Genomic DNA, 17859 nt, shown 5'->3' on the forward strand with positions numbered 1-17859 from the left:
GGAAGCCGTGGACGCCACGCAGTTCAGCTGTCTTCGCCGAGACCGTGATCTGGCTCGCCCCCGGGGAGAGCTGTGTGCTCTACACCGATGGGGTCGTCGACGCGCCGGGCGAGCCGCGGGGCGAGCCGTTCGGCCAGAGCCGGCTGGTCACGCTGCTGACCGAATACGCCGGAAGGCCGGCCGCGCTGATCGCGGAACGGATCGGACAACGCACCGGCGACTGGTCGGACTCCGCCGATCAGGACGACCTCGCGGTCCTCATCATCACCGCTCGCCCTTTGCCGGAAGCGTAACCCATCGGTTACGCTTTTCCGATGGACGAGGTGGCCGATGCGATCGCTGATCCCGTGCGGCGGGCGATCCTGCTGATGCTGCGCGACTCCGCGCTCACCGCCGGCCAGATCGCCGACGGGTTCGCCATCAGCCGGCCCGCCGTCAGCCGCCACCTGCGGGTGCTCCGCGAGGCCGGCCTGGTACGCGACACCGCGGACGGCCGCCGCCGCGTCTACACCCTCGACACCACGCCGCTCGACGAGCTGACCGGCTGGCTGGCGGAGCTGCGGCGCCCGTCCGGCTGGCAGCACCGGTTCGACGCGCTGGAGACCGAGGTCTTCCGTACCCGTCGTGAGCGGCGCGCCACCACCACTTCGCAGGAGGAGATCGCATGAGCCCGACCCCGACCGGACGGCTGTTCGGCAACGACCTGGTGCTGACCCGCACGTTCCCCGCGCCGATCGACGACGTGTGGGCGAGCATCACCGAGCCGGACCGGACCGCCCGCTGGTTCGGTCCCTGGCAGGGCGACGCGGCGCCGGGCAGACCCATCAAGGTCCAGATGGTGCAGGAGGAGGGACAGCCGTGGATGGACATGACGATCGACGCCTGCGAGTCGCCACGCCGGCTGGCCCTCTCCGCCGTGGACGACTGGGGTGCCTGGCACCTGGACCTGGTGCTGACCGAGGACGCGGGCGTGACCACGCTGACGTTCACCCAGCACCTGACCGGCAAGGAGAACGTCGGCGAGGTCGGCCCCGGCTGGGAGTACTACCTGGATCTGCTGGTCACCTCCCGCGACGGCGGCCCGAAACCGGACTTCACCGACTACTTCCCCGCCCAGAAGGAGTACTTCGAAGCGCAGCGCGGCTGACCTTCCGCTCGTACATGGCGACGTCGGCCTCGTGCAGCAGGGCGTCGCCGCTCTGGCCGTCGTAGCCGGTGGCGACGCCGACGCTGGCGCCGACCCGGACGTCGTGGCCGCGTACGGTCATCGGCAGTTCGATCTCCGCGGCCAGGTCCGCCGCGCGGGCGCCGGCCTCGGCGACGGTGAGCGCGGCCCCACTGAGCAGGGCGAACTCGTCGCCACCGAGACGCGCGACCAGATCATCCGGGCCGGCGAACGCGCCCAGCCGCAGGGCGACCACGGCCAGCACGGCGTCCCCGGTGGCGTGACCGTACGTGTCGTTGATCGGCTTGAACCCGTCCAGGTCGATCAGCAGCACCGCACGCCCGCCACCGTGATCGTCCAGATGCCGCTGGAAGAGCGCCCGGTTGGCGAGTCCGGTCAGTGCGTCGTGGAACGCCAGGTGCTCCAGCTCGGATGCCAGCCGGTCGCGTTCGGTGAGCGTCCGGTGCAGCTCGGCGACCTTGGTGTCCAGCTGGGTCAGCAGACGGGCGTTGTCGGCGAACGCGGTCACCTGCCGGACCAGCACCAGCGCCGAACTCACCGCGTTGCCGGCCACCACGATCCAGGTCGCGCCCTGCCATCCGTCGACCGCGAGGACGCCGATGAGCAGCAGAAACGTGCCGACCACTGCCGCATAGGGCAGCAGACTGTACGGACGGCGGCCCGGCCGCGGGCTGCGCGCCCCGCCGGACCGCATCTGCAGATGCTGGACCCGGGTCCCCGCGGCCAGCGCGGCCACGGCGATGATCGTGGCGCCCTGCTGCCACGGGATGTGGCCGTGGGCGATCAGCAGCGGCCGGAACCCGGTGGCGGCCCCCTCGATCGTCGCGGAGAGCGACAGCAGCGTGCCGGCCAGCGGATTGAACGGCTTGACCGGCATCAGCAGCAGCTTGACCAGGGCGAACACCGCCACCATGTAGATGGCGGGCCCGAACAGCAGCGAGATCGTACGCCCGGCGCCGGCGATCCCGGCCGCGCCGGCGGTCACCGTGAAATAGCAGCCGAGCGTCGCCGCGAACGCCAGCACGGTGGCCGCGTCCAGGACGAACCGCACCCGCTCCGGCCGGGTGGCGACACCCAGCGGCATGGCGAGCAGCGCCGCGACCAGACACACGGTGCCGGCGAAGATGCCGACGCTGTAGACCGGCCCGCCGATCGCCGCCGCCATGCCCGTGGGGTCCCGCAGGTACACCCCGAACTGCCAGGCGTCACTGACCAGGAACGTCGTCGTGCCGATCCCGACCGCCCCCCACATCCGCCGTTCGGCCACGGTGGCGTGCGGGTTGCGCCGGATCCGGAACCCGCTGGCGGCCGCGACACCGCAGAGCGTGACCAGCGTGGGCCAGATCGCCGCCCCGATCACCCGACCGCCGGTGTCAGCCACGGCGGTCACGAACGCACTCAGCATCACGAGACCCAGCGCGACCAGCACCGGATCCCGGCGCAGCGGCATCGGCGCGGCGGTCACAGAGATTTAATCGGCCCGCCGGGGCCTTCGATGAGCCCGGACAGACCGCGTGACACAGCGGTCACCGTGCTCGCCCACCTCGCCGTGCCGGACGTCGGCGACGAGGGCACCCTGCCGGACAGCCTGCCCGCTCTCGGCATCCCGGACGTGCCGTTCACCCTGGACACCCTGCGGGTCATCGCGCCCTACGCGCTCGGCATCGCCCTGGTCGGGCTGATGGAGTCGCTGATGACCGCCAAGCTCGTCGACGACATCACCGACACCCACTCCGACAAGACCCGCGAGTCCTGGGGCCAGGGCGTCGCCAACATCGTCACCGGCTTCTTCGGCGGCATGGGCGGCTGCGCCATGATCGGACAGACGATGATCAACGTGAAGGCGTCCGGCGCGCGTACCCGGCTCTCCACCTTCCTGGCCGGCGCCTTCCTGCTGATCCTGGTCGTCGCCCTCGGCGACGTGGTCGCCCTGATCCCGATGGCCGTCCTGGTCGCCGTCATGATCATCGTGTCGGTCGGCACCTTCGACTGGCACAGCATCGCGCCCGCCACCCTCAAGCGGATGCCGGCCGGCGAGATCATCGTCATGCTGGTCACCGTGGCCGGCACCCTCGCCACCCACAACCTGGCGATCGGCGTCGTCCTCGGCGTCCTGACCGCCATGGTCGTCTTCGCGCGCCGCGTCGCCCGCTTCGCGTCGGTGGAGAAGATCAACAACACCTATTTCGTACGCGGGGAGCTCTTCTTCGCCTCCAGCAACGATCTCGTCTACCAGTTCGACTACGCGGGCGACCCGGACCACGTGGTGGTGGACATGAGCGGCGCGCACGTCTGGGACGCGTCCTCGGTCGCCGCCCTCGACGCGATCACCACGAAGTACGCCCAGCGTGGCAAGACCGCCGAGATCATCGGCTTGAACGAGGCGAGCGCCCGGATGCACGACAACCTCGCGGGGCAGCTCAAGGTCGGGCGCTGAGGGCCGGGCAGACTACGACGATGACCGCGGGACTCATGCAGATCGGCGAGGCCGCCGAGCGGGTCGGGCTCAGCATCCGCACCATCCGGCACTACGAGGAAGCCGGCCTGGTCCTGCCGTCGGCGCGCAGCGGGGGCGGGTTCCGGCTGTACACCGAACCCGACCTCGACCGGCTGCGCGTCATCAAGCGGATGAAGCCGCTCGGCTTCACCCTCGACGAGATGCGTGACCTGCTGATGATCCTCGACGCCTTGAGCGATGCTCGGTCACCGGCGCCGGTCGCAGCACGCTGCTGGACCGGCTCGCGATGTTCCACACGGCCGCCCGGAACCGGGTCGAGGCGCTGCGCGACCAGCTCGCCATGGCCGAGGGGTTCGCGCAGCAGATCGACGAACAGGTTCAGCGGCACACCGGCGCTGGTCGCTGAATCACACGATCCGCCAGCGCTGGGCGTTGTTGCCGGTGCACGTCCACTGCCGCACTTCAGCGCCCGGGGTCGTACCGAAGTTGAAGTTGTCCAGGCAGAGGCCGCTGTACCGGTTCTGCAGGGTGGAGTACCCGTCGCCGGCCGCGGTGACCTTCCACTGCTGCACGGACAGGCCGTTGCAGGTCCACTGCTGGACGACCGCGCCCGCCGCCGTGGCCCAGTCCTTGTCATCCAGGCACAGGCCGCTGTTGCGATTGCTGATCGTGACATATCCGTCGGTGGCCGGGGTCAGATACCAGTCCTGCACGGTGGCGGTGCCGCACGTCCACTGCCGCACCTCGGCGCCCGGCGTGGTCACCCAGTTGTAGTCGTCGAGGCAGAGGTTGCTGTGCTGGTTGCGGATCTCCACCGGGGTCGCGGTCTCGCCGGACGGCCCGGCCAGCACGGTCGAGGTCGCGACCGGAACGCCCAGGTTGGGCGTGCCATCCGCATTCCAGGAGATCTTCTGTACGCGTGTCGTCCGCGTGGTCCCGCAGCCCTGTGACGCCGACGAGTTCGCGTGATAGGCGATCCAGGTCTCGGTGCCGTCCGGCGAGCTGAAGAACGAGTGGTGGCCGGGCCCGTAGACCCCGGCGGCGTCGTTGCGCTGGAAGATCGGGCTGGCGAACTTGGTCCAGGAACTCTGCGCGAGAGGGTTACTGCCGGTGTATTCGAGCATGCCGAGCTTGTAGTTCGGACCCTGGCAGTGGCTGGCCGAGTAGGTGAGGAACGTCCGCCCATTGCGCTGCAACGCGAACGATCCCTCGTTGACGGCACCGTTCTGCGTCTCCCAGGCGAGGGTCGGCGCGGAGATCCGGCTGCCGAACGCCGACGCGGTGTACGGGTTCGCCATCGGCGCGATGAACAGCGACTGCAGCCCGTCACCGTGAAACGCCGAGAACGTCATGTACAGCGCGTTGTTCAGCTTGAGCGGCGCGGCGTCGATCGCCCAGCCGTTGCTGGGCATCAGGTTGAGGATGCCGCGGATCGTGTACGGCCCGAGCGGGTCGGTTCCGGAGCTCTCCGCGACGTGCGTACGCCGGGCGCCACCGGACTGCTCGATCGAGTAGTACAGGTACCAGCGGTTATTGATCATCTCCAGATGCGGCGCCCACATGGTGGTGCCACCGGTCTGCACGACCACCTGCTCCGGCGCCACCCGCAGCCCGGCGATGGTGGCCGACCGCCGCATCACGACGTTCGAGTTCCAGGTCGTGGCCACGTAGTAGTAGAAGCCGTTGTAGTACGTCAGCGTCGGGTCGGCGCTGTTCGGCACGTCCACCACGGGGTTGGTGAACGTGGGCCCGGGCGCGGCGAGCGCCGGCCCGGACCCGCCGACGACAGCGGCCGCAAGACCGACCAGAGCCGCGGCGAAGAGGGAGAGAACACGGCGCAGAAGCAGAAGCATGGGGGATCACCTTCTGTGCTGTTAGCGCTAACAATTAAGACCGGCCGTCACGACATCGAAGGCGGTGATGTGTTTCGAGAGTGTTACCACTATCGATCGAAACGTCAAGAGCCCCATCGATGCGCCCAGCCGAGGCAGGCCCTTCACCCGATGTGGCACGGCAATGGCATGCTCGCTCGGGTGCTTATCGATCGACGGCGGGCTATCGCCATTTCCGCGGTGCTGGTCCTGGCGGGTTGCGGCGCGCCCTCCCCCGCCCCCGCGCCGGTTTCCACGCCCGCCCAACCGGTGGCGTCCGCCTCAGCGGCGTCCGCCTCGCTACCGGCCTCCACGCTGCCTCCCTCGACGGCGGCACCCATTGTGGAGTCGGCGCCGGCGGTGGTGCCCGGAGCGGTTCCCGCCGGGCAGTTGCCGGCGGTGGTGAATCACGGCCCTCGCAGCGCCAAGAAGGTGGCGCTCACCTTCGACGCCGACATGACCGACGCCATGAAAGCGCGCCTGCGCAGCGGCGAAGTCACCTCCTATGCCAACCGCACCATGCTGAAAACCCTCGAAAAGCAGAAGATCCCGGCGACGTTCTTCGTGACCGGGCAATGGGCCGAGGTCTATCCCGAACTGACCCGCCGCATCGCTGACAACCCGCTTTTCGAAATCGCCAACCACACCTATGAGCATGCGGCTTTCACCGGCGACTGCTACGGCCTTCCCCGGTTACCGGCCGGCGCGATGACCGAGGACGTGGCGAAGACATTCCGGACCCTGGAACCGTTCGGCGGGCGACAGACCCGCTACATGCGCTTCCCCGGCCTCTGCCACGACCAGGCCGCACTGCGAGCCCTGGCCCCGCTCGGTCTCACCGTGATCGACGGCGACGTCGTCAGCGGTGACCCCTTCGCCCGCTCCGCGAAACCAGTGGTCAACGCGGTGTTGTCGCAGGTCAAGCCCGGCTCGATCATCATCATGCACGTAACCGAGGCGAACGCCGAGTTCAGCGACGACGCCCTCCCGGTCATCCTGGCCGGCCTGAAAAAGCGCGGCCTGGAACCGGTCACGCTCTCCGAACTGCTGAACTGAGCTCTGATCCGGATCGGTCAGCGCCCGGCCTCGTCCTCACGAAATATACCGCCGCGAGCACGAAGACGACGACAGTGCTGAACACATTGAGCCGGACTCCCAGAATCGTGTTCGCCTCGTCGATACGCAGCAGCTCGATCCAGAACCGCCCCACCGCATAACCCATCACATAAACCGCGAACGCCCGCCCACGCTCGAACCCGAACCGCCGATCCCATTGCCAAACCAGAAGGGCAACACCCAAGGTCCACCCCATTTCGTACGCGAAAACGGGGTGAAAAAGCCCCGGCAACAGCTCACCGGTGCTCATGTCGTGCACCTCGAGTCCCCACGGCAGCGTGGTGGCCCGCCCGTAGACCTCGTTGTTGAACCAGTTACCGAGCCGCCCGATCGCCTGGCCCACCGGCAGCGCCGGGGCGATCGCGTCGGCGACGACACCGAGCGGCACCCCGGCCTTCCGCGCTCCAATCCAGGCACCGACCGCCCCACCGGCCACCGCGCCCCAGATGCTGAGACCACCCTCCCAGATGGCGAACGCCCGCAACGGGTCGTCGAGATAGCCCTGCGGCGACGTGATCAGGTGGTAGACCCGCGCCCCGAGAATCCCGAACGGCACCGCCCAGGTAGCGATGTCCATCCCTACTCCGGGCGCCACACCCCGCGCCCGCAACCGCCGCTCCATGATCAGGGCGGCGACGACGATGCCGGCGAGAATGCAGAGCGCGTAAGCCCGGATCGGAACAGGCCCCAGGTGCCACACCGCCGTGGCCGGACTAGGAATGGCAGCAACAATCACGGCCCGCACGCTAACGCCACCCACCTGTCAAAGCGCTGAGAACGCCACCGCCAGCGCCCACCACCAACCGCGCGACGCGGGAGCCCGGCGCCCCCGCCCGCGCAACGCAGGAGCCCGGCACCGCCGTTCCCGACCCATCCGGCAGTCCACAAAGGCCTGGAGTGACCGGCATGGCCGGCGAACTCGTGACCGCGTGAATCGCGCGGTGTGGGACGGCGTCCCCGACATGGAAGCCCTCTACCCGGAGCTGGACACCCTCCGCGACGCCTTCCTCTACTCGGTCCGATCCGCCCTGACCTGAATCCCCGAAGATCGCGGCACCAAAGGGGCGAGCCGTAGCCCAGCAGTGTCATCCGGCCCGCATAAGACGCCTGAGCTACGGCCGGCCCGCCCGAGCCGTAGTCCAGCCACGTCACAGCAGCCCGAATACCGCCCTGAGCTACGGTTCGCCCCTCCGAACGGCCGATCTTGGGCCCCTGCACCCACCCGAGTGCGGCCCGAGGACCAAGATCGCGGCCGAACGCCTGCCAGTGACTGGGTCGTCTCCGTTGACGGGTGGTTGCGCCACCTCTTCTCCGGCACGATCACCCCGTGACGGAACAGGTCCAGCAGATGGTCTCCATGACGTTGTCCACCGCTGACTGGCGTCTTATCCAGGAGGCGTTGGACAACGAGTACTACGAAACCGAGCACGGTGAGCCCGGTGGATTGACCGAACACCGTCGAGACCTCAATCGGCAACGGCGTTCGGCTCGATTGGACCGGTTGAAGCAGCTCGACCGTGAGATCGGTGCCGCGACCGGCATGGGCCCCCTGTGACTCGCCAACGAAGGAACGGGGGTGACAGGAAAGGTGGGTGACCGCTTACGCAGGTCGCCCGGGGTGGGGAGCGTTCTGGACGCGTAGCGGCCAGCGATACCGCGCCGGGCCCTCGGCGGGAGCAGCGGTCTGTACCCACCACCCCGCTGCGACCGGCGTTTGATCTTGCTCTTGATGGTGGGGTGGGGTATGTCTTGGCGCATGGGTCGTCGTTTGATTCGTCCTCGCCGATGGATGCCGCCGCGTTTTGATGATCCGGGACCGACCGGGCCGCTGATCGTTTCGCGACGTCTCCCCACTGGCGGGCACGGGCCCGAGGATGTGCGGTTCGACCAGGCCGGGCGGGTGATCACCGGGCTTCGGGACGGGCGGATCGTGTGGCTGGATTCGGTCACCGGGGAGCGCGGGGTGCTCGGTGAGACCGGTGGGCGGCCGCTCGGGGTGTGGCCGCTTGACGACGGCGGGGTGCTGGTCTGTGATCACGACCGGGGGCTGCTGGAGCTCGGCGCTGACGGCATCGTCAGGGTTCTTGCTTATCGAATCGGCGGGGAAAAGATCACGTTTGCCAGCAATGTCGTGCGGGGGCGGGACGGGACCATCTGGTTCACGACGTCGACGAGCCGGTGGGATGTCGACGATCATGTCGGGGACGTGCTGGAGCACAGCTGCACCGGGCGGCTGGTGCGGCGTGATCCGGACGGGACCGTGACGACGCTGCTGTCCGACCTGAAGTTCGGCAACGGCCTGGTGCTGGCGCCCGACGAGTCGTTCCTGCTGATCGCGGAGACGACCGGATACCGAATCCGGCGATACCGGCTCGGCACCAGCACCACCGATACTCTCGTCGAGAACCTGCCGGGCTTTCCGGACAACATGTCGCTGGGCAGCGACGGCCTGCTCTGGGTCGCCATCGCCGCGCCGCGCAACCCGCTCGTCGACCGGCTGCTGCCACTGCCAGGATTCCTGCGGATGCTGGTGTGGAACCTGCCCGACGCGATCCGGCCCAAGGCCGCGCCGATCGCCTGGGTGATGGCCTTTGATCTGGACGGGAAGCGGGTTCACGACCTGCGGGCCACCGACGGTTCCTACGGTTTTGTGACCTCGGTGGCCGAGCGGGACGGCGTCCTGGTGATCGGCAGCCTCACCGAGGACGATGTGGCCGTGCTGGCAACCACTCCCCCGCCGGTGATCTGACCTCCAGTCCGACGACCTCGTCCTCGTCGTGGACGAAGCGCACGTCCGGGCAGCCGTCGACGACGCTCTGCCAGCCGTGGTCCGGGTGGTGCACGGCGTGCCGGCGGCAGTGTTTCTCGTCGACGAAACCCCAGGCCATCAGGACGTCGCGGCCCTGATAGGTGTATCGGCCGACCGAGGCGATCCGGTCGCCGTCGGTGCGGCGGTAGAAGTCGGCGCGCAGCCCGGGCACGGCCGTTCCCTCGAAATCGGCGTCGGGCAACGTGCGATGCGGGGCGTACGCCGCAAGGTCAGGAAGGGACACGCTGGCGATAGTCGCAGCGGAGGCCGGTTCAGTTCCCGGGTTCCGCGAAATGCGCGGATGTTGTCGCCTTACGAGTGACTTCCAGCCATTGATGCGACTTCGGTCGTTTCGGTGTCGGTCCGGCGGGATATCGGTCGTTGCCCCTTGGTAAAGGCGAAGAAATCGCCGGGCGAAGACGAATAGGACAGTGAGCAATGACCTTAGTGAACGAATCGGTGCTGCGCGATCCGGCGCGGCTGGTAGCGGTGGAACAGGCGCGAAGACTTCTGCCTGCCTCACCGCTGCCGGCCGACGCCGTGGCGCGGCTGGCAGCACGGCTGCTGGCGGCGCCGATGGCAGCGGTGACACTCATCGGCGCCGATGAGGAACACTTCGCGGGCGTGCATCACCTGCCCGCGTCGCTTGCCGGGTCCGGGCACGCCGCGCTGTCGTACTCGGTCTGCAAATACGTCGTCAGCCAGGATCATCCGGTCCACTCCGACGACCTGCTCGCCGAGGAGTCGGCCGAGCTGCGGGATCATCTGCTGGTCACCGAGTACGGAATCCGGTCCTTCGCCGGCGTCCCGGTCCGCGACACCGGCGACCAGCCCCTGGGATCGCTGACCGTTTTCGACACGGCGCCCCGGCGCTGGACCGACACGCAGCTGACCACCCTCGTCGAGATCGCCGACCTGGTACGGCCCGCGGCACCCGACTCGCTGGACTCGGCACTGGCCACCACCCTGCTGGACGCCCTTTCCGTCGGGGTGATCGTCGCCGACGACACCGGGCGGATCGTGCTGATGAACGGCGCTCTGCGCGAGGTGATCGGGCATCCGCGGCACGACCCGCTGCCCGACTTCCCCGGCGCTGTCGACGGGGTGCTACGCCGGGCCGACCTGGAACCGCTGAACTGGCACGACACCCCGTTGATGCAGGCGGTTCGCGGTGAGCACGTGAGCGAGGCCGACGTTCTCACGATGGTGCCGGGGCATCGGACCCGGATCTTCTCGACGACCGCGCAGCCGATCGTCGGGGCCGGCGGGCGGCGCCTGGGCGCGGTCTCGGTGGCGCACGAGGTCACCGCGATGCGCCGGGCCCAGAACTTCCGGGACTGCCACCGCCGCGTCGAGCGGGTGCTGCGGGCCTCGGACACCGCCGTGGAGGCGGCGCCCGAGGTGCTCGAATCGGTCGCGACGACGCTGGGCTGGCCGTACGCGGAGCTGTTCTTGATCGACGACACCGACGGTGACCTGCGCTCGGTCGGGTTCTACGAGGACGCCGAGGCGGTCGACGACGGGTTCTTCGGGCACGCCCCGGAATGCGGCAAGGGGATAACCGGACGGGTGTGGGAGACCGGCGAGCCGTTGTGGGTTCCGGACATCGCCGCGACCGAATACGTGCCCAACCCCGTCGAACGCGCGCGCATCGAGATCTGCTTGCGGCGCGGCATTCGTACGGTCCTGGCGGTCCCGGTCCGCGACGGCGGCACGCTGCTCGGGGTGCTGACCTGTTACGCCGGTTCACCGGAGCTCCACGAGGACCTGCTGACCGTGCTGCTCGACGGTGTCGCGTCGCAGATCGGCGTCTTCGTGGCGCTGCGGCATGCCGAGCAGCTGGCCCGTCAGCTGACCCGGGCGCAGAACGACTTCATCGACCTGGTCGGGCACGAGATGCGGACGCCTCTCACGTCGATCACCACGAACGCGGAAGTGCTCGTCGAGGAGGCGGACACCCTCGACACCGAGCAGCAGCAGATGATCCAGACGATCTGCCGTAACACCGGCACCCTGCAGCGGATCATCGACAGTCTGCTGGACCTGGCCGGCCTGGACGCGGGCCACCTCGGTCTGCAGATGAGCGATCTCTGCCTGGCCGCCCTGGTCAGGGGCGCCGTGGAGAACGCCCGCGGCGGCAGCCGGCTGCGGATCGTCCTGGAGGCGCCGCCCCGGCTCCCGATCCGCGGGGACGCCGAGCGGCTGCGCCAGGTCGTCACCGATCTGCTGTCGAACGCCGCCACGTACAGCCCGCCCGACGGCCGGATCGTGGTGACCCTGGACGCCGGCGAGGACGCCGCCGAGCTGCGGATCACCGACACCGGCATCGGTACGCCCGCCGACGAGCGCGCCCGGGTGTTCGACCGGTTCTTCCGCGGCAGCAACGTCCGCCACCAGGGGATTCCCGGCAGCGGGCTGGGTCTGAGCCTGGCCCGGACCATCGTGAACCTGCACGGCGGCAGCATCCGCCTGGACGGCAACGAGCCGACCGGAACCATCGTCTCGGTGAAGCTGCCGATCAGTCAGCCCGAACCTTCGCCACGAATCGCGTGACCTCGGCGCGCAGCACCTCGGCGAGCTGGGACAGGCCGGGCTGACCGGGTTCCCGGTTGCCGTCGACCGCGGAGGCGATGCCGTCGACCAGCTCACTCATCTGGCGGATGCTCTCGGTCACCGACTCCAGCACCCGGATCGCGCCCTTCGCCGAGTCCTGCACCGTCGACACCTGGTTCGTGATGCTCTCGCTCGACGAGGCGGTCTCGGTCGCGAGGGTCTTCACCTCGTTCGCCACCACGCTGAACCCCCGGCCGGCCTCACCGGCCCGCGCCGCCTCGATCGTCGCGTTCAGCGCCAGCAGCCGGGTCTGCGACGCGATCTGCGTGATCAGACTGACGGCCTTGCGGATCTGGTCGGAGGAGTCCCGCAACGCGCCGACCGAGCCGAGACCCCGCTCCGCGTCGGCGACCGCGTCCCGGGCGAACTGGGACAGGCCGTTCGCGGTCGCGCCCATCTCGGTGGCTGCCGTGGCGAGCTGCTCGGAGACGGACTGGACGGCCGACTCCAGCTCGCCGGCGAGGTCGAAGCGGGCGGCCTTGGCGTGCTCGATCTCCTCCACCTTCACCCGCATGGCGTCGGCGGCCCGGTTGATCGTCACGGCGGAGTGCGCGTAAGCGCCCCGCATGCCGCGCGGCAGGAACTGGCGGTGGAACCTGCCGTCCGCGGCGGCGGTGAGCGCCGCGCCGGACTCGCGGACGAACGCATCGGTGACGTCGAGGACCCGGTTGATCGCCTGACGGGTCGCCTCGGCCTGCGGGTCGTCGCCGAGCTTGGGCACCCGGTTCTCGAAGTCGCCGGCCGCCACCCGGGTGCAGACCTTCTCGATGATGGACAGGATGTCGTCGCTCATCGGGTCGCTCCCAGCGTCAGGTCCCAGACGAACTCCTCATAGGTCTGACCGCGGCCGGCCAGCTCGTCCTGGAGCAGCTGCCAGGACGCGTTCAGGTCGTTGCGCCGCTCTTCCTCGCGCAGCCGGGCGTACAGGCGTTTCACCGCGTCGACGGCCGGGCGGTCGGGGCGGCGCCGGCTGGAGTGATAGCCGATCACCCGCCCGCTGGCGTCCCGGGACGGCGTGACGTGCGCGAGAACCCAGTACGCGGCGCCGTCACCGGCCATGTTCACCACGTACGCGAAGATCTCCTCGCCCTGGCCGAGGGTGTCCCAGAGAAGCTTGAAGACCGCACGCGGCATGTCCGGATGCCGGATGATGTTGTGCGGCTTGCCGATGACCTCTTCCTCGCCGAACGCGGACAGGCGCAGGAACACGTCGTTGGCGTACGTGATGATGCCCTTGAGGTCCGTCTTGGTCACGATGATCTCGTGGTCCTCGAACGACCGCTCAACCCCGGTCGGCTGAATTCGCGCAGCTCTCATGTTCCCTCAGCATCGTCGATCGCTGCTGTCATGATCACTGCTGGAGGGTGGATATGCGGCCGATTCAGCTCATTTTCCCCTGGGGGCCAGCACCGTGCGCCAGTGCCGCAGGCGCGTCTCCTCCGGAGTGAGCACACAGTCCCCGCAGGTGCCGCCGCCCGGGATCCGGTAGTAGAGACAGCAGTTGTTGCGCACCAGGAACCACTTCTCCTGCCGCGGATCGGGCCGGGCCAGCGTGGCGGTTCCGGCGAGCGGTCCCTGCGCCAGCATCGCCTCGACGACGGCCGCGGCGCGTCCGGTTCCGATCAGGGTCAGTGCCCCGCCCAGCGCCGACGCCACATTGCCCCACAGCACCTGCGGCGACAGCACGAACCGCTCCTGGAACGCACCGAGCAGCGGCGCGACAAGCCCCTCCACCACGGTCTCGGTCAAGGTCGCCGCGACCGCGCCGGCTTCCTCGCCGGCACACCCCGCAAAACCCACACTTCGGTACGCGATAGGCAGCAGGCCGTTTTCGATCGGACGCCACAGCACCCGGCCCTGGGTCACCAGCGGGATCGCGCCGCCGACAGCCGCTGCCGCGAGCGGGGCCGACACCAGCCGGGCCGCCAGCCCGAGGAAGACGGTCGACGCGACCACCCGCTCGGACAGGTCGTCGCGGTGCAGGCCGCCCATCCGGGCCAGCATGTCCCGGGCCGCGCCGACCCGGGCGGTCAGCCGATCCGGATCGGACAGCTCGGTGATCGGGCGGAACTCCGGGTCACCGTCCCACGGTTCCCAGACGAAGTACGGCCCGATCCGCGCGGCCACCCGCAGTGCGTCGTCCACGACTCACACCGTAGGCGGGCTGATGACGGACAGCTCCAGGACGGCCGGCAGGTCGGCGTTGCCGGGGCCGCCGTCGCGTACCCAGGTGATCAGGTCGTCGAGCACGGTGTCGTCGAGGACCAGTCCGAACCAGACCGGCCGTGCGCCCCGCCGCCGGGCCTCCGGCGCCGGCTGGACGACGATCGCGTTGGACTGCGAGCAGACATCGAGGCAGAGACTCGTCCGGATCCGGTGCTCCGGCTCCAGCTCGGCCCGCAAGCGGTCGATCTGCGCATCGTGGTCAACGGCCGGGTGTTTGGTACGGCTACCGCAACAGCAGTCCCGGCACACCGTCACCGTGCAGCGCTGCGCCATGAGGTCTCCTTGTTTCGCAAAGCCAGTCTTGTCAGGAGCACAACGCCGAGGGCCGCCTCGACAAGGTACGGGCCCGGTTCCAGCGTCCAGTGAATGACATGCCGCCACCCGGGGACGATCCGGGCCCCGTAGATGACGATCGGTTCCAGGATCAGCAGCAGGCCGATCACCAGAAGCGCGGCACGCTTACCCACCCACGCGCCGAACGCGCCCATCACCGGCCCGCTGATCAGGCCCGACCAGAGCCAGAGCCGGTTCTTGCGCAGCACGTGCTCCAGATGTTCCTGCAGCGTGGGCAGCTGGTCATCGGTGCTGATCGCGACGACCAGATAGAAGCCGAGCAGCGCGGTGACGGTGGCCGCCAACCCGACCAGGGCACCGCGCCGCACGCTCGGCGCGGCCAGTGCCGGAAGGAACGCCACCAGCAGCCACGGCGTACTCAGGTTGCCGATCGTGTCGCGCAGTCCCTCATGGTTCCCCTTGACGAGGGCCGCCAGCATCCCGAACGCCAGCGCGGCAGCGAAAATCCTCTTCGGCACGCCCGAACCTTCGCACACCGCCGCGACCCGGGATCCCCGGGTCGCGGCGGTGTGACGACTCAGGCCGAGACCGCCACCTGCTGCGGCTCCAGAGCGGTACGCAGGATGTCGCGCACGTCGGAGACGATGTGCACGGTCAGCGCGGCGAGCACGTCCTCCGGGACCTCGTCGAGGTCGGGCTCGTTGCGCTGCGGCAGGTAGACCTCGGTGAGGCCGGCGCGCTGGGCGGCGAGCAGCTTCTGCTTCACGCCGCCGATCGGCAGGACCCGCCCGGTCAGCGACACCTCACCGGTCATCCCGACCTCGGCGCGCACGTTGCGGCCGAGCAGCAGCGACACCAGCGCGGTCGTCATCGTGACGCCGGCCGACGGCCCGTCCTTCGGCACCGCGCCCGCGGGCACGTGCAGGTGGATCGGGTGGTCGAGCTGCTCCGGCGAGATGCCGAGCTCGCCGGCGTTGGCCCGCACGTAGGAGAGGGCGATCTGCGCCGACTCCTTCATCACGTCACCGAGCTGGCCGGTGACCGACAGCCCGCCCTTGTCGCCGGGCAGCAGCGACGCCTCGATGTAGAGCACGTCACCGCCCATCCCGGTCACGGCCAGGCCGGTGGCGACACCCGGGACCGCCGTACGCTCGGCCGACTCCGGGGTGAACCGCGGCCGTCCGATCAGGTCCTTGAGGTCGTTCGCCTCGACCGTGGCGGGCAGCTCGCCCAGCGCGGCCTTGCGGAACGCCTTGGCGAGCAGCCGCTCGAACGACCGCACGCCGGCTTCCCGGGTGTAGTTCGCCGCGATCTCGCGCAGCGCGCCCTCGGTGACCGTCACCTCGCCGGGCTCCAGAGCGGCCCGCTCCAGCTGCCGGGGCACCAGGAAGTCCCGGGCGATGGCGACCTTGTCGTTCTCGGTGTAGCCGTCGATCGTGATCAGCTCCATCCGGTCGAACAGCGCCTGCGGGATCGTCTCCAGGGTGTTCGCCGTCGCGATGAACAGCACGTCGGACAGGTCCAGGTCCAGGTCGAGGTAGTGGTCGCGGAACGTGTGGTTCTGCGCCGGGTCGAGCACCTCAAGCAGCGCCGCGGCCGGGTCGCCGCGGTAGTCGCTGCCGACCTTGTCCACCTCGTCGAGCAGCACGACCGGGTTCATCGAGCCGGCCTCCTTGATCGCCCGCACGATGCGACCCGGAAGAGCACCGACATAGGTACGCCGGTGTCCACGGATCTCCGCCTCGTCGCGGACGCCGCCCAGGGCGACCCGGACGAACTTCCGGCCGAGGGTACGCGCGACCGACTCACCCAGCGACGTCTTGCCGACCCCGGGCGGGCCGGCCAGCAGGATGACCGCCCCGGATCCCCGGCCGCCGACGAGTTCGAGGCCACGGGACTCGCGGCGGGCACGGACGCCGAGGTACTCGACGATGCGGTCCTTGACCTCGTCCAGGCCGTGGTGGTCCGCGTCGAGCACGGCACGGGCCGCGCTCAGGTCGGTGTTGTCCGTCGTGCGGGCCGCCCAGGGCAGGTCCAGCACGGTGTCGAGCCAGCTGCGGATCCAGCCGGCCTCGGGGTTCTGGTCGCCGGCACGCTCCAGCTTGTCGACCTCGCGGAGCGCGGCTTCGCGTACCGCATCGGGCAGTTGGGCCGCCTCGACCCGGGCGCGGTAGTCGTCGGTGCCGTCGGCCTCGCCCTCGCCGAGTTCCTTGCGGATCGCCTTGAGCTGCTCACGCAGCAGGTACTCGCGGTTGCGCTTCTCGACCGATTCGCGTACGTCGGTCTCGATCTTGTCGTTGACCTCGGATTCCGCCAGGAAGTCCTTGGTCCACTCGATGAGCAGGCGCAGCCGGGCCTCGACGTCCGGGGTCTCCAGGAGCTCGCGCTTGCGGTCGTTGGACAGGTACGGCGCCCAGCCCGCGGTGTCGGCCAGGTCACCGGGGTCGTCGATGGCACTGACCGAGTCGAGCACCTGCCAGGCCTCGCGGTGCTGGAGCACCGAGACGACCAGCTTCTTGTACTCGGCGGCGAGCTCACGGGCCTGCTCGCCGGACGCGGCCACCGGTACCGGCTCGGCCTCGACCCACAGCGCGGCACCGGGGCCGGTCACCCCGCTGCCGATCCGGGCCCGCACACCGGTACGCAGAACGGCGGCCGGTGAGCCGCCGCGCAGCTTGCCGACGCGCTGGACCGTGGCCACCACGCCGTAGGAGGCGTACCGGTCCTCAAGCCTCGGGGCGATCAGCAGCTCGGAGTCGGCGGAGGTCCGGGCGGCGTCGACGGCCGCCTGGGCGTTCTCATCCAGTTCGACCGGCACGACCATGCCCGGGAGCAGGACGATGTCGTCGAGGAACAACACGGGGAGTCGCTTGCTGGACATCGGGTACCTCCGAAAAGTTGAGTACAGGCGGCTCAACCGCGAATGGTCCCGGTCTCTTCCAGCGTTCACTGTCAGCGAAAGCCCACCCCCGGCTTAACGCTGCGGCTGCCGGCTGTCACCCACGGCGACCACCACGTACAGCCGACCAAAAGCGGCTGCACACCAGGGCTGCCGGCTGTCGCTCACGGCGACCGTAACGTTCAGCCGGACCGACAGGGCCGGGCCGACAGGGCCGGGCCGGGAACCCGCAACCCGACGGCGACCGACACGCACCAACTCGCTCATCCAGTCCGCGGCGGCAGGGCCGAAAAGAACAGCGCAAGCAACATTGACCTGCCGAAAGGGACCTCTTGCGCAACGCTCTTCGCCGCTTCGCCCTGGCCGCTGCCCTCATCGCCCCGGCCG

Annotated in this window: 15 protein-coding genes and 4 pseudogenes; 9 read left to right on the forward strand and 10 right to left on the reverse strand. The window is 69.5% G+C overall.

The features are described from left to right. Window positions 1-38: 38 nt before the first annotated feature. The 3 genes and pseudogenes from B0I29_RS30850 to B0I29_RS30860 form a co-directional block, all read left to right on the forward strand. Window positions 39-293: pseudogene (locus B0I29_RS30850) on the forward strand (SpoIIE family protein phosphatase); the annotation flags it as partial. 21 nt (window positions 294-314) lie between these two features. After that, window positions 315-668: a metalloregulator ArsR/SmtB family transcription factor gene (locus tag B0I29_RS30855; RefSeq protein WP_111652624.1), complete on the forward strand. Its 354-nt coding sequence runs from the start codon at window positions 315-317 to the stop codon at window positions 666-668. Beyond that, window positions 665-1147 (forward strand): SRPBCC family protein, encoded by a 483-nt coding sequence (locus tag B0I29_RS30860; protein ID WP_111652625.1) that lies wholly within the window; start codon window positions 665-667, stop codon window positions 1145-1147. The genes B0I29_RS30855 and B0I29_RS30860 overlap by 4 nt, the downstream gene beginning before the upstream one ends. Here the strand turns inward: B0I29_RS30860 and B0I29_RS30865 are convergent. Then, a complete protein-coding gene (locus B0I29_RS30865) occupies window positions 1095-2651 on the reverse strand; it encodes a GGDEF domain-containing protein (protein ID WP_111652626.1) in 1557 nt (518 codons plus the stop codon). The genes B0I29_RS30860 and B0I29_RS30865 overlap by 53 nt on opposite strands. Window positions 2652-2705: 54 nt before the next feature. On the opposite strand from B0I29_RS30865, the pseudogene B0I29_RS30870 reads away from it, so the two are divergent. Then, window positions 2706-3623 (forward strand): annotated as a pseudogene (locus B0I29_RS30870) (SulP family inorganic anion transporter); the annotation flags it as partial. A 20-nt stretch (window positions 3624-3643) separates the two neighbouring features. After that, window positions 3644-4050: pseudogene (locus tag B0I29_RS30875) on the forward strand (MerR family transcriptional regulator). Between the two features lies 1 nt (window position 4051). On the opposite strand, the gene B0I29_RS30880 reads toward B0I29_RS30875, so the two are convergent. Continuing rightward, entirely contained in the window at window positions 4052-5497 is a 1446-nt protein-coding gene (locus tag B0I29_RS30880; RefSeq protein WP_111652627.1) for a family 43 glycosylhydrolase, read from the reverse strand. 180 nt (window positions 5498-5677) lie between these two features. Between B0I29_RS30880 and B0I29_RS30885 the strand changes: the two genes are divergently transcribed. Then, a complete protein-coding gene (locus B0I29_RS30885) occupies window positions 5678-6571 on the forward strand; it encodes a polysaccharide deacetylase family protein (RefSeq protein ID WP_245972843.1) in 894 nt (297 codons plus the stop codon). Window positions 6572-6599: 28 nt separating this feature from the next. Here B0I29_RS30885 and lgt read toward each other — a convergent pair. After that, window positions 6600-7367 (reverse strand): annotated as a pseudogene (lgt, locus tag B0I29_RS30890) (prolipoprotein diacylglyceryl transferase); the annotation flags it as partial. Window positions 7368-7958: 591 nt separating this feature from the next. On the opposite strand from lgt, the gene B0I29_RS30895 reads away from it, so the two are divergent. Then, the gene (locus B0I29_RS30895) at window positions 7959-8186 is read left to right on the forward strand and encodes a hypothetical protein (protein ID WP_111652628.1); all 228 of its coding nucleotides are present in this window, start codon (window positions 7959-7961) and stop codon (window positions 8184-8186) included. Between the two features lie 234 nt (window positions 8187-8420). Beyond that, window positions 8421-9380, forward strand: a complete 960-nt coding sequence (locus tag B0I29_RS30900; protein WP_260329997.1) for an SMP-30/gluconolactonase/LRE family protein — start codon at window positions 8421-8423, stop codon at window positions 9378-9380. On the opposite strand, the gene B0I29_RS30905 is transcribed toward B0I29_RS30900, so the two are convergent. After that, on the reverse strand, window positions 9328-9684 hold the full coding sequence (locus tag B0I29_RS30905; protein ID WP_146616930.1) for a hypothetical protein: 357 nt from the start codon (window positions 9682-9684) through the stop codon (window positions 9328-9330). The genes B0I29_RS30900 and B0I29_RS30905 overlap by 53 nt on opposite strands. Window positions 9685-9878: 194 nt before the next feature. On the opposite strand from B0I29_RS30905, the gene B0I29_RS30910 reads away from it, so the two are divergent. Continuing rightward, a complete protein-coding gene (locus B0I29_RS30910) occupies window positions 9879-11993 on the forward strand; it encodes a GAF domain-containing protein (protein WP_111652631.1) in 2115 nt (704 codons plus the stop codon). Here B0I29_RS30910 and B0I29_RS30915 read toward each other — a convergent pair. The 6 genes from B0I29_RS30915 to lon form a co-directional block, all read right to left on the reverse strand. After that, on the reverse strand, window positions 11959-12846 hold the full coding sequence (locus B0I29_RS30915) for a methyl-accepting chemotaxis protein (protein ID WP_111652632.1): 888 nt from the start codon (window positions 12844-12846) through the stop codon (window positions 11959-11961). The two genes, B0I29_RS30910 and B0I29_RS30915, sit on opposite strands and share 35 nt — an antisense overlap. Continuing rightward, on the reverse strand, window positions 12843-13370 hold the full coding sequence (locus B0I29_RS30920; RefSeq protein WP_111652633.1) for a PAS domain-containing protein: 528 nt from the start codon (window positions 13368-13370) through the stop codon (window positions 12843-12845). The genes B0I29_RS30915 and B0I29_RS30920 overlap by 4 nt, the downstream gene beginning before the upstream one ends. A 69-nt stretch (window positions 13371-13439) precedes the next feature. Further along, entirely contained in the window at window positions 13440-14198 is a 759-nt protein-coding gene (locus B0I29_RS30925; RefSeq protein ID WP_245972847.1) for a (2Fe-2S)-binding protein, read from the reverse strand. Window positions 14199-14201: 3 nt separating this feature from the next. Then, window positions 14202-14534 carry a hypothetical protein gene (locus tag B0I29_RS30930; RefSeq protein WP_111652667.1) on the reverse strand — a complete coding sequence of 111 codons (333 nt, stop codon included), beginning with the start codon at window positions 14532-14534 and terminating at the stop codon, window positions 14202-14204. After that, the gene (locus B0I29_RS30935) at window positions 14531-15091 is read right to left on the reverse strand and encodes a DUF6518 family protein (RefSeq protein WP_111652634.1); all 561 of its coding nucleotides are present in this window, start codon (window positions 15089-15091) and stop codon (window positions 14531-14533) included. Before B0I29_RS30935 ends, B0I29_RS30930 begins: the two co-directional genes overlap by 4 nt. A 59-nt stretch (window positions 15092-15150) precedes the next feature. After that, the gene (lon, locus tag B0I29_RS30940; protein ID WP_111652635.1) at window positions 15151-17454 is read right to left on the reverse strand and encodes an endopeptidase La; all 2304 of its coding nucleotides are present in this window, start codon (window positions 17452-17454) and stop codon (window positions 15151-15153) included. Window positions 17455-17859: the final 405 nt, after the last annotated feature.

The organism is Actinoplanes lutulentus (genome assembly GCF_003259845.1).
Classification (GTDB): Bacteria; Actinomycetota; Actinomycetes; order Mycobacteriales; family Micromonosporaceae; genus Actinoplanes; species Actinoplanes lutulentus.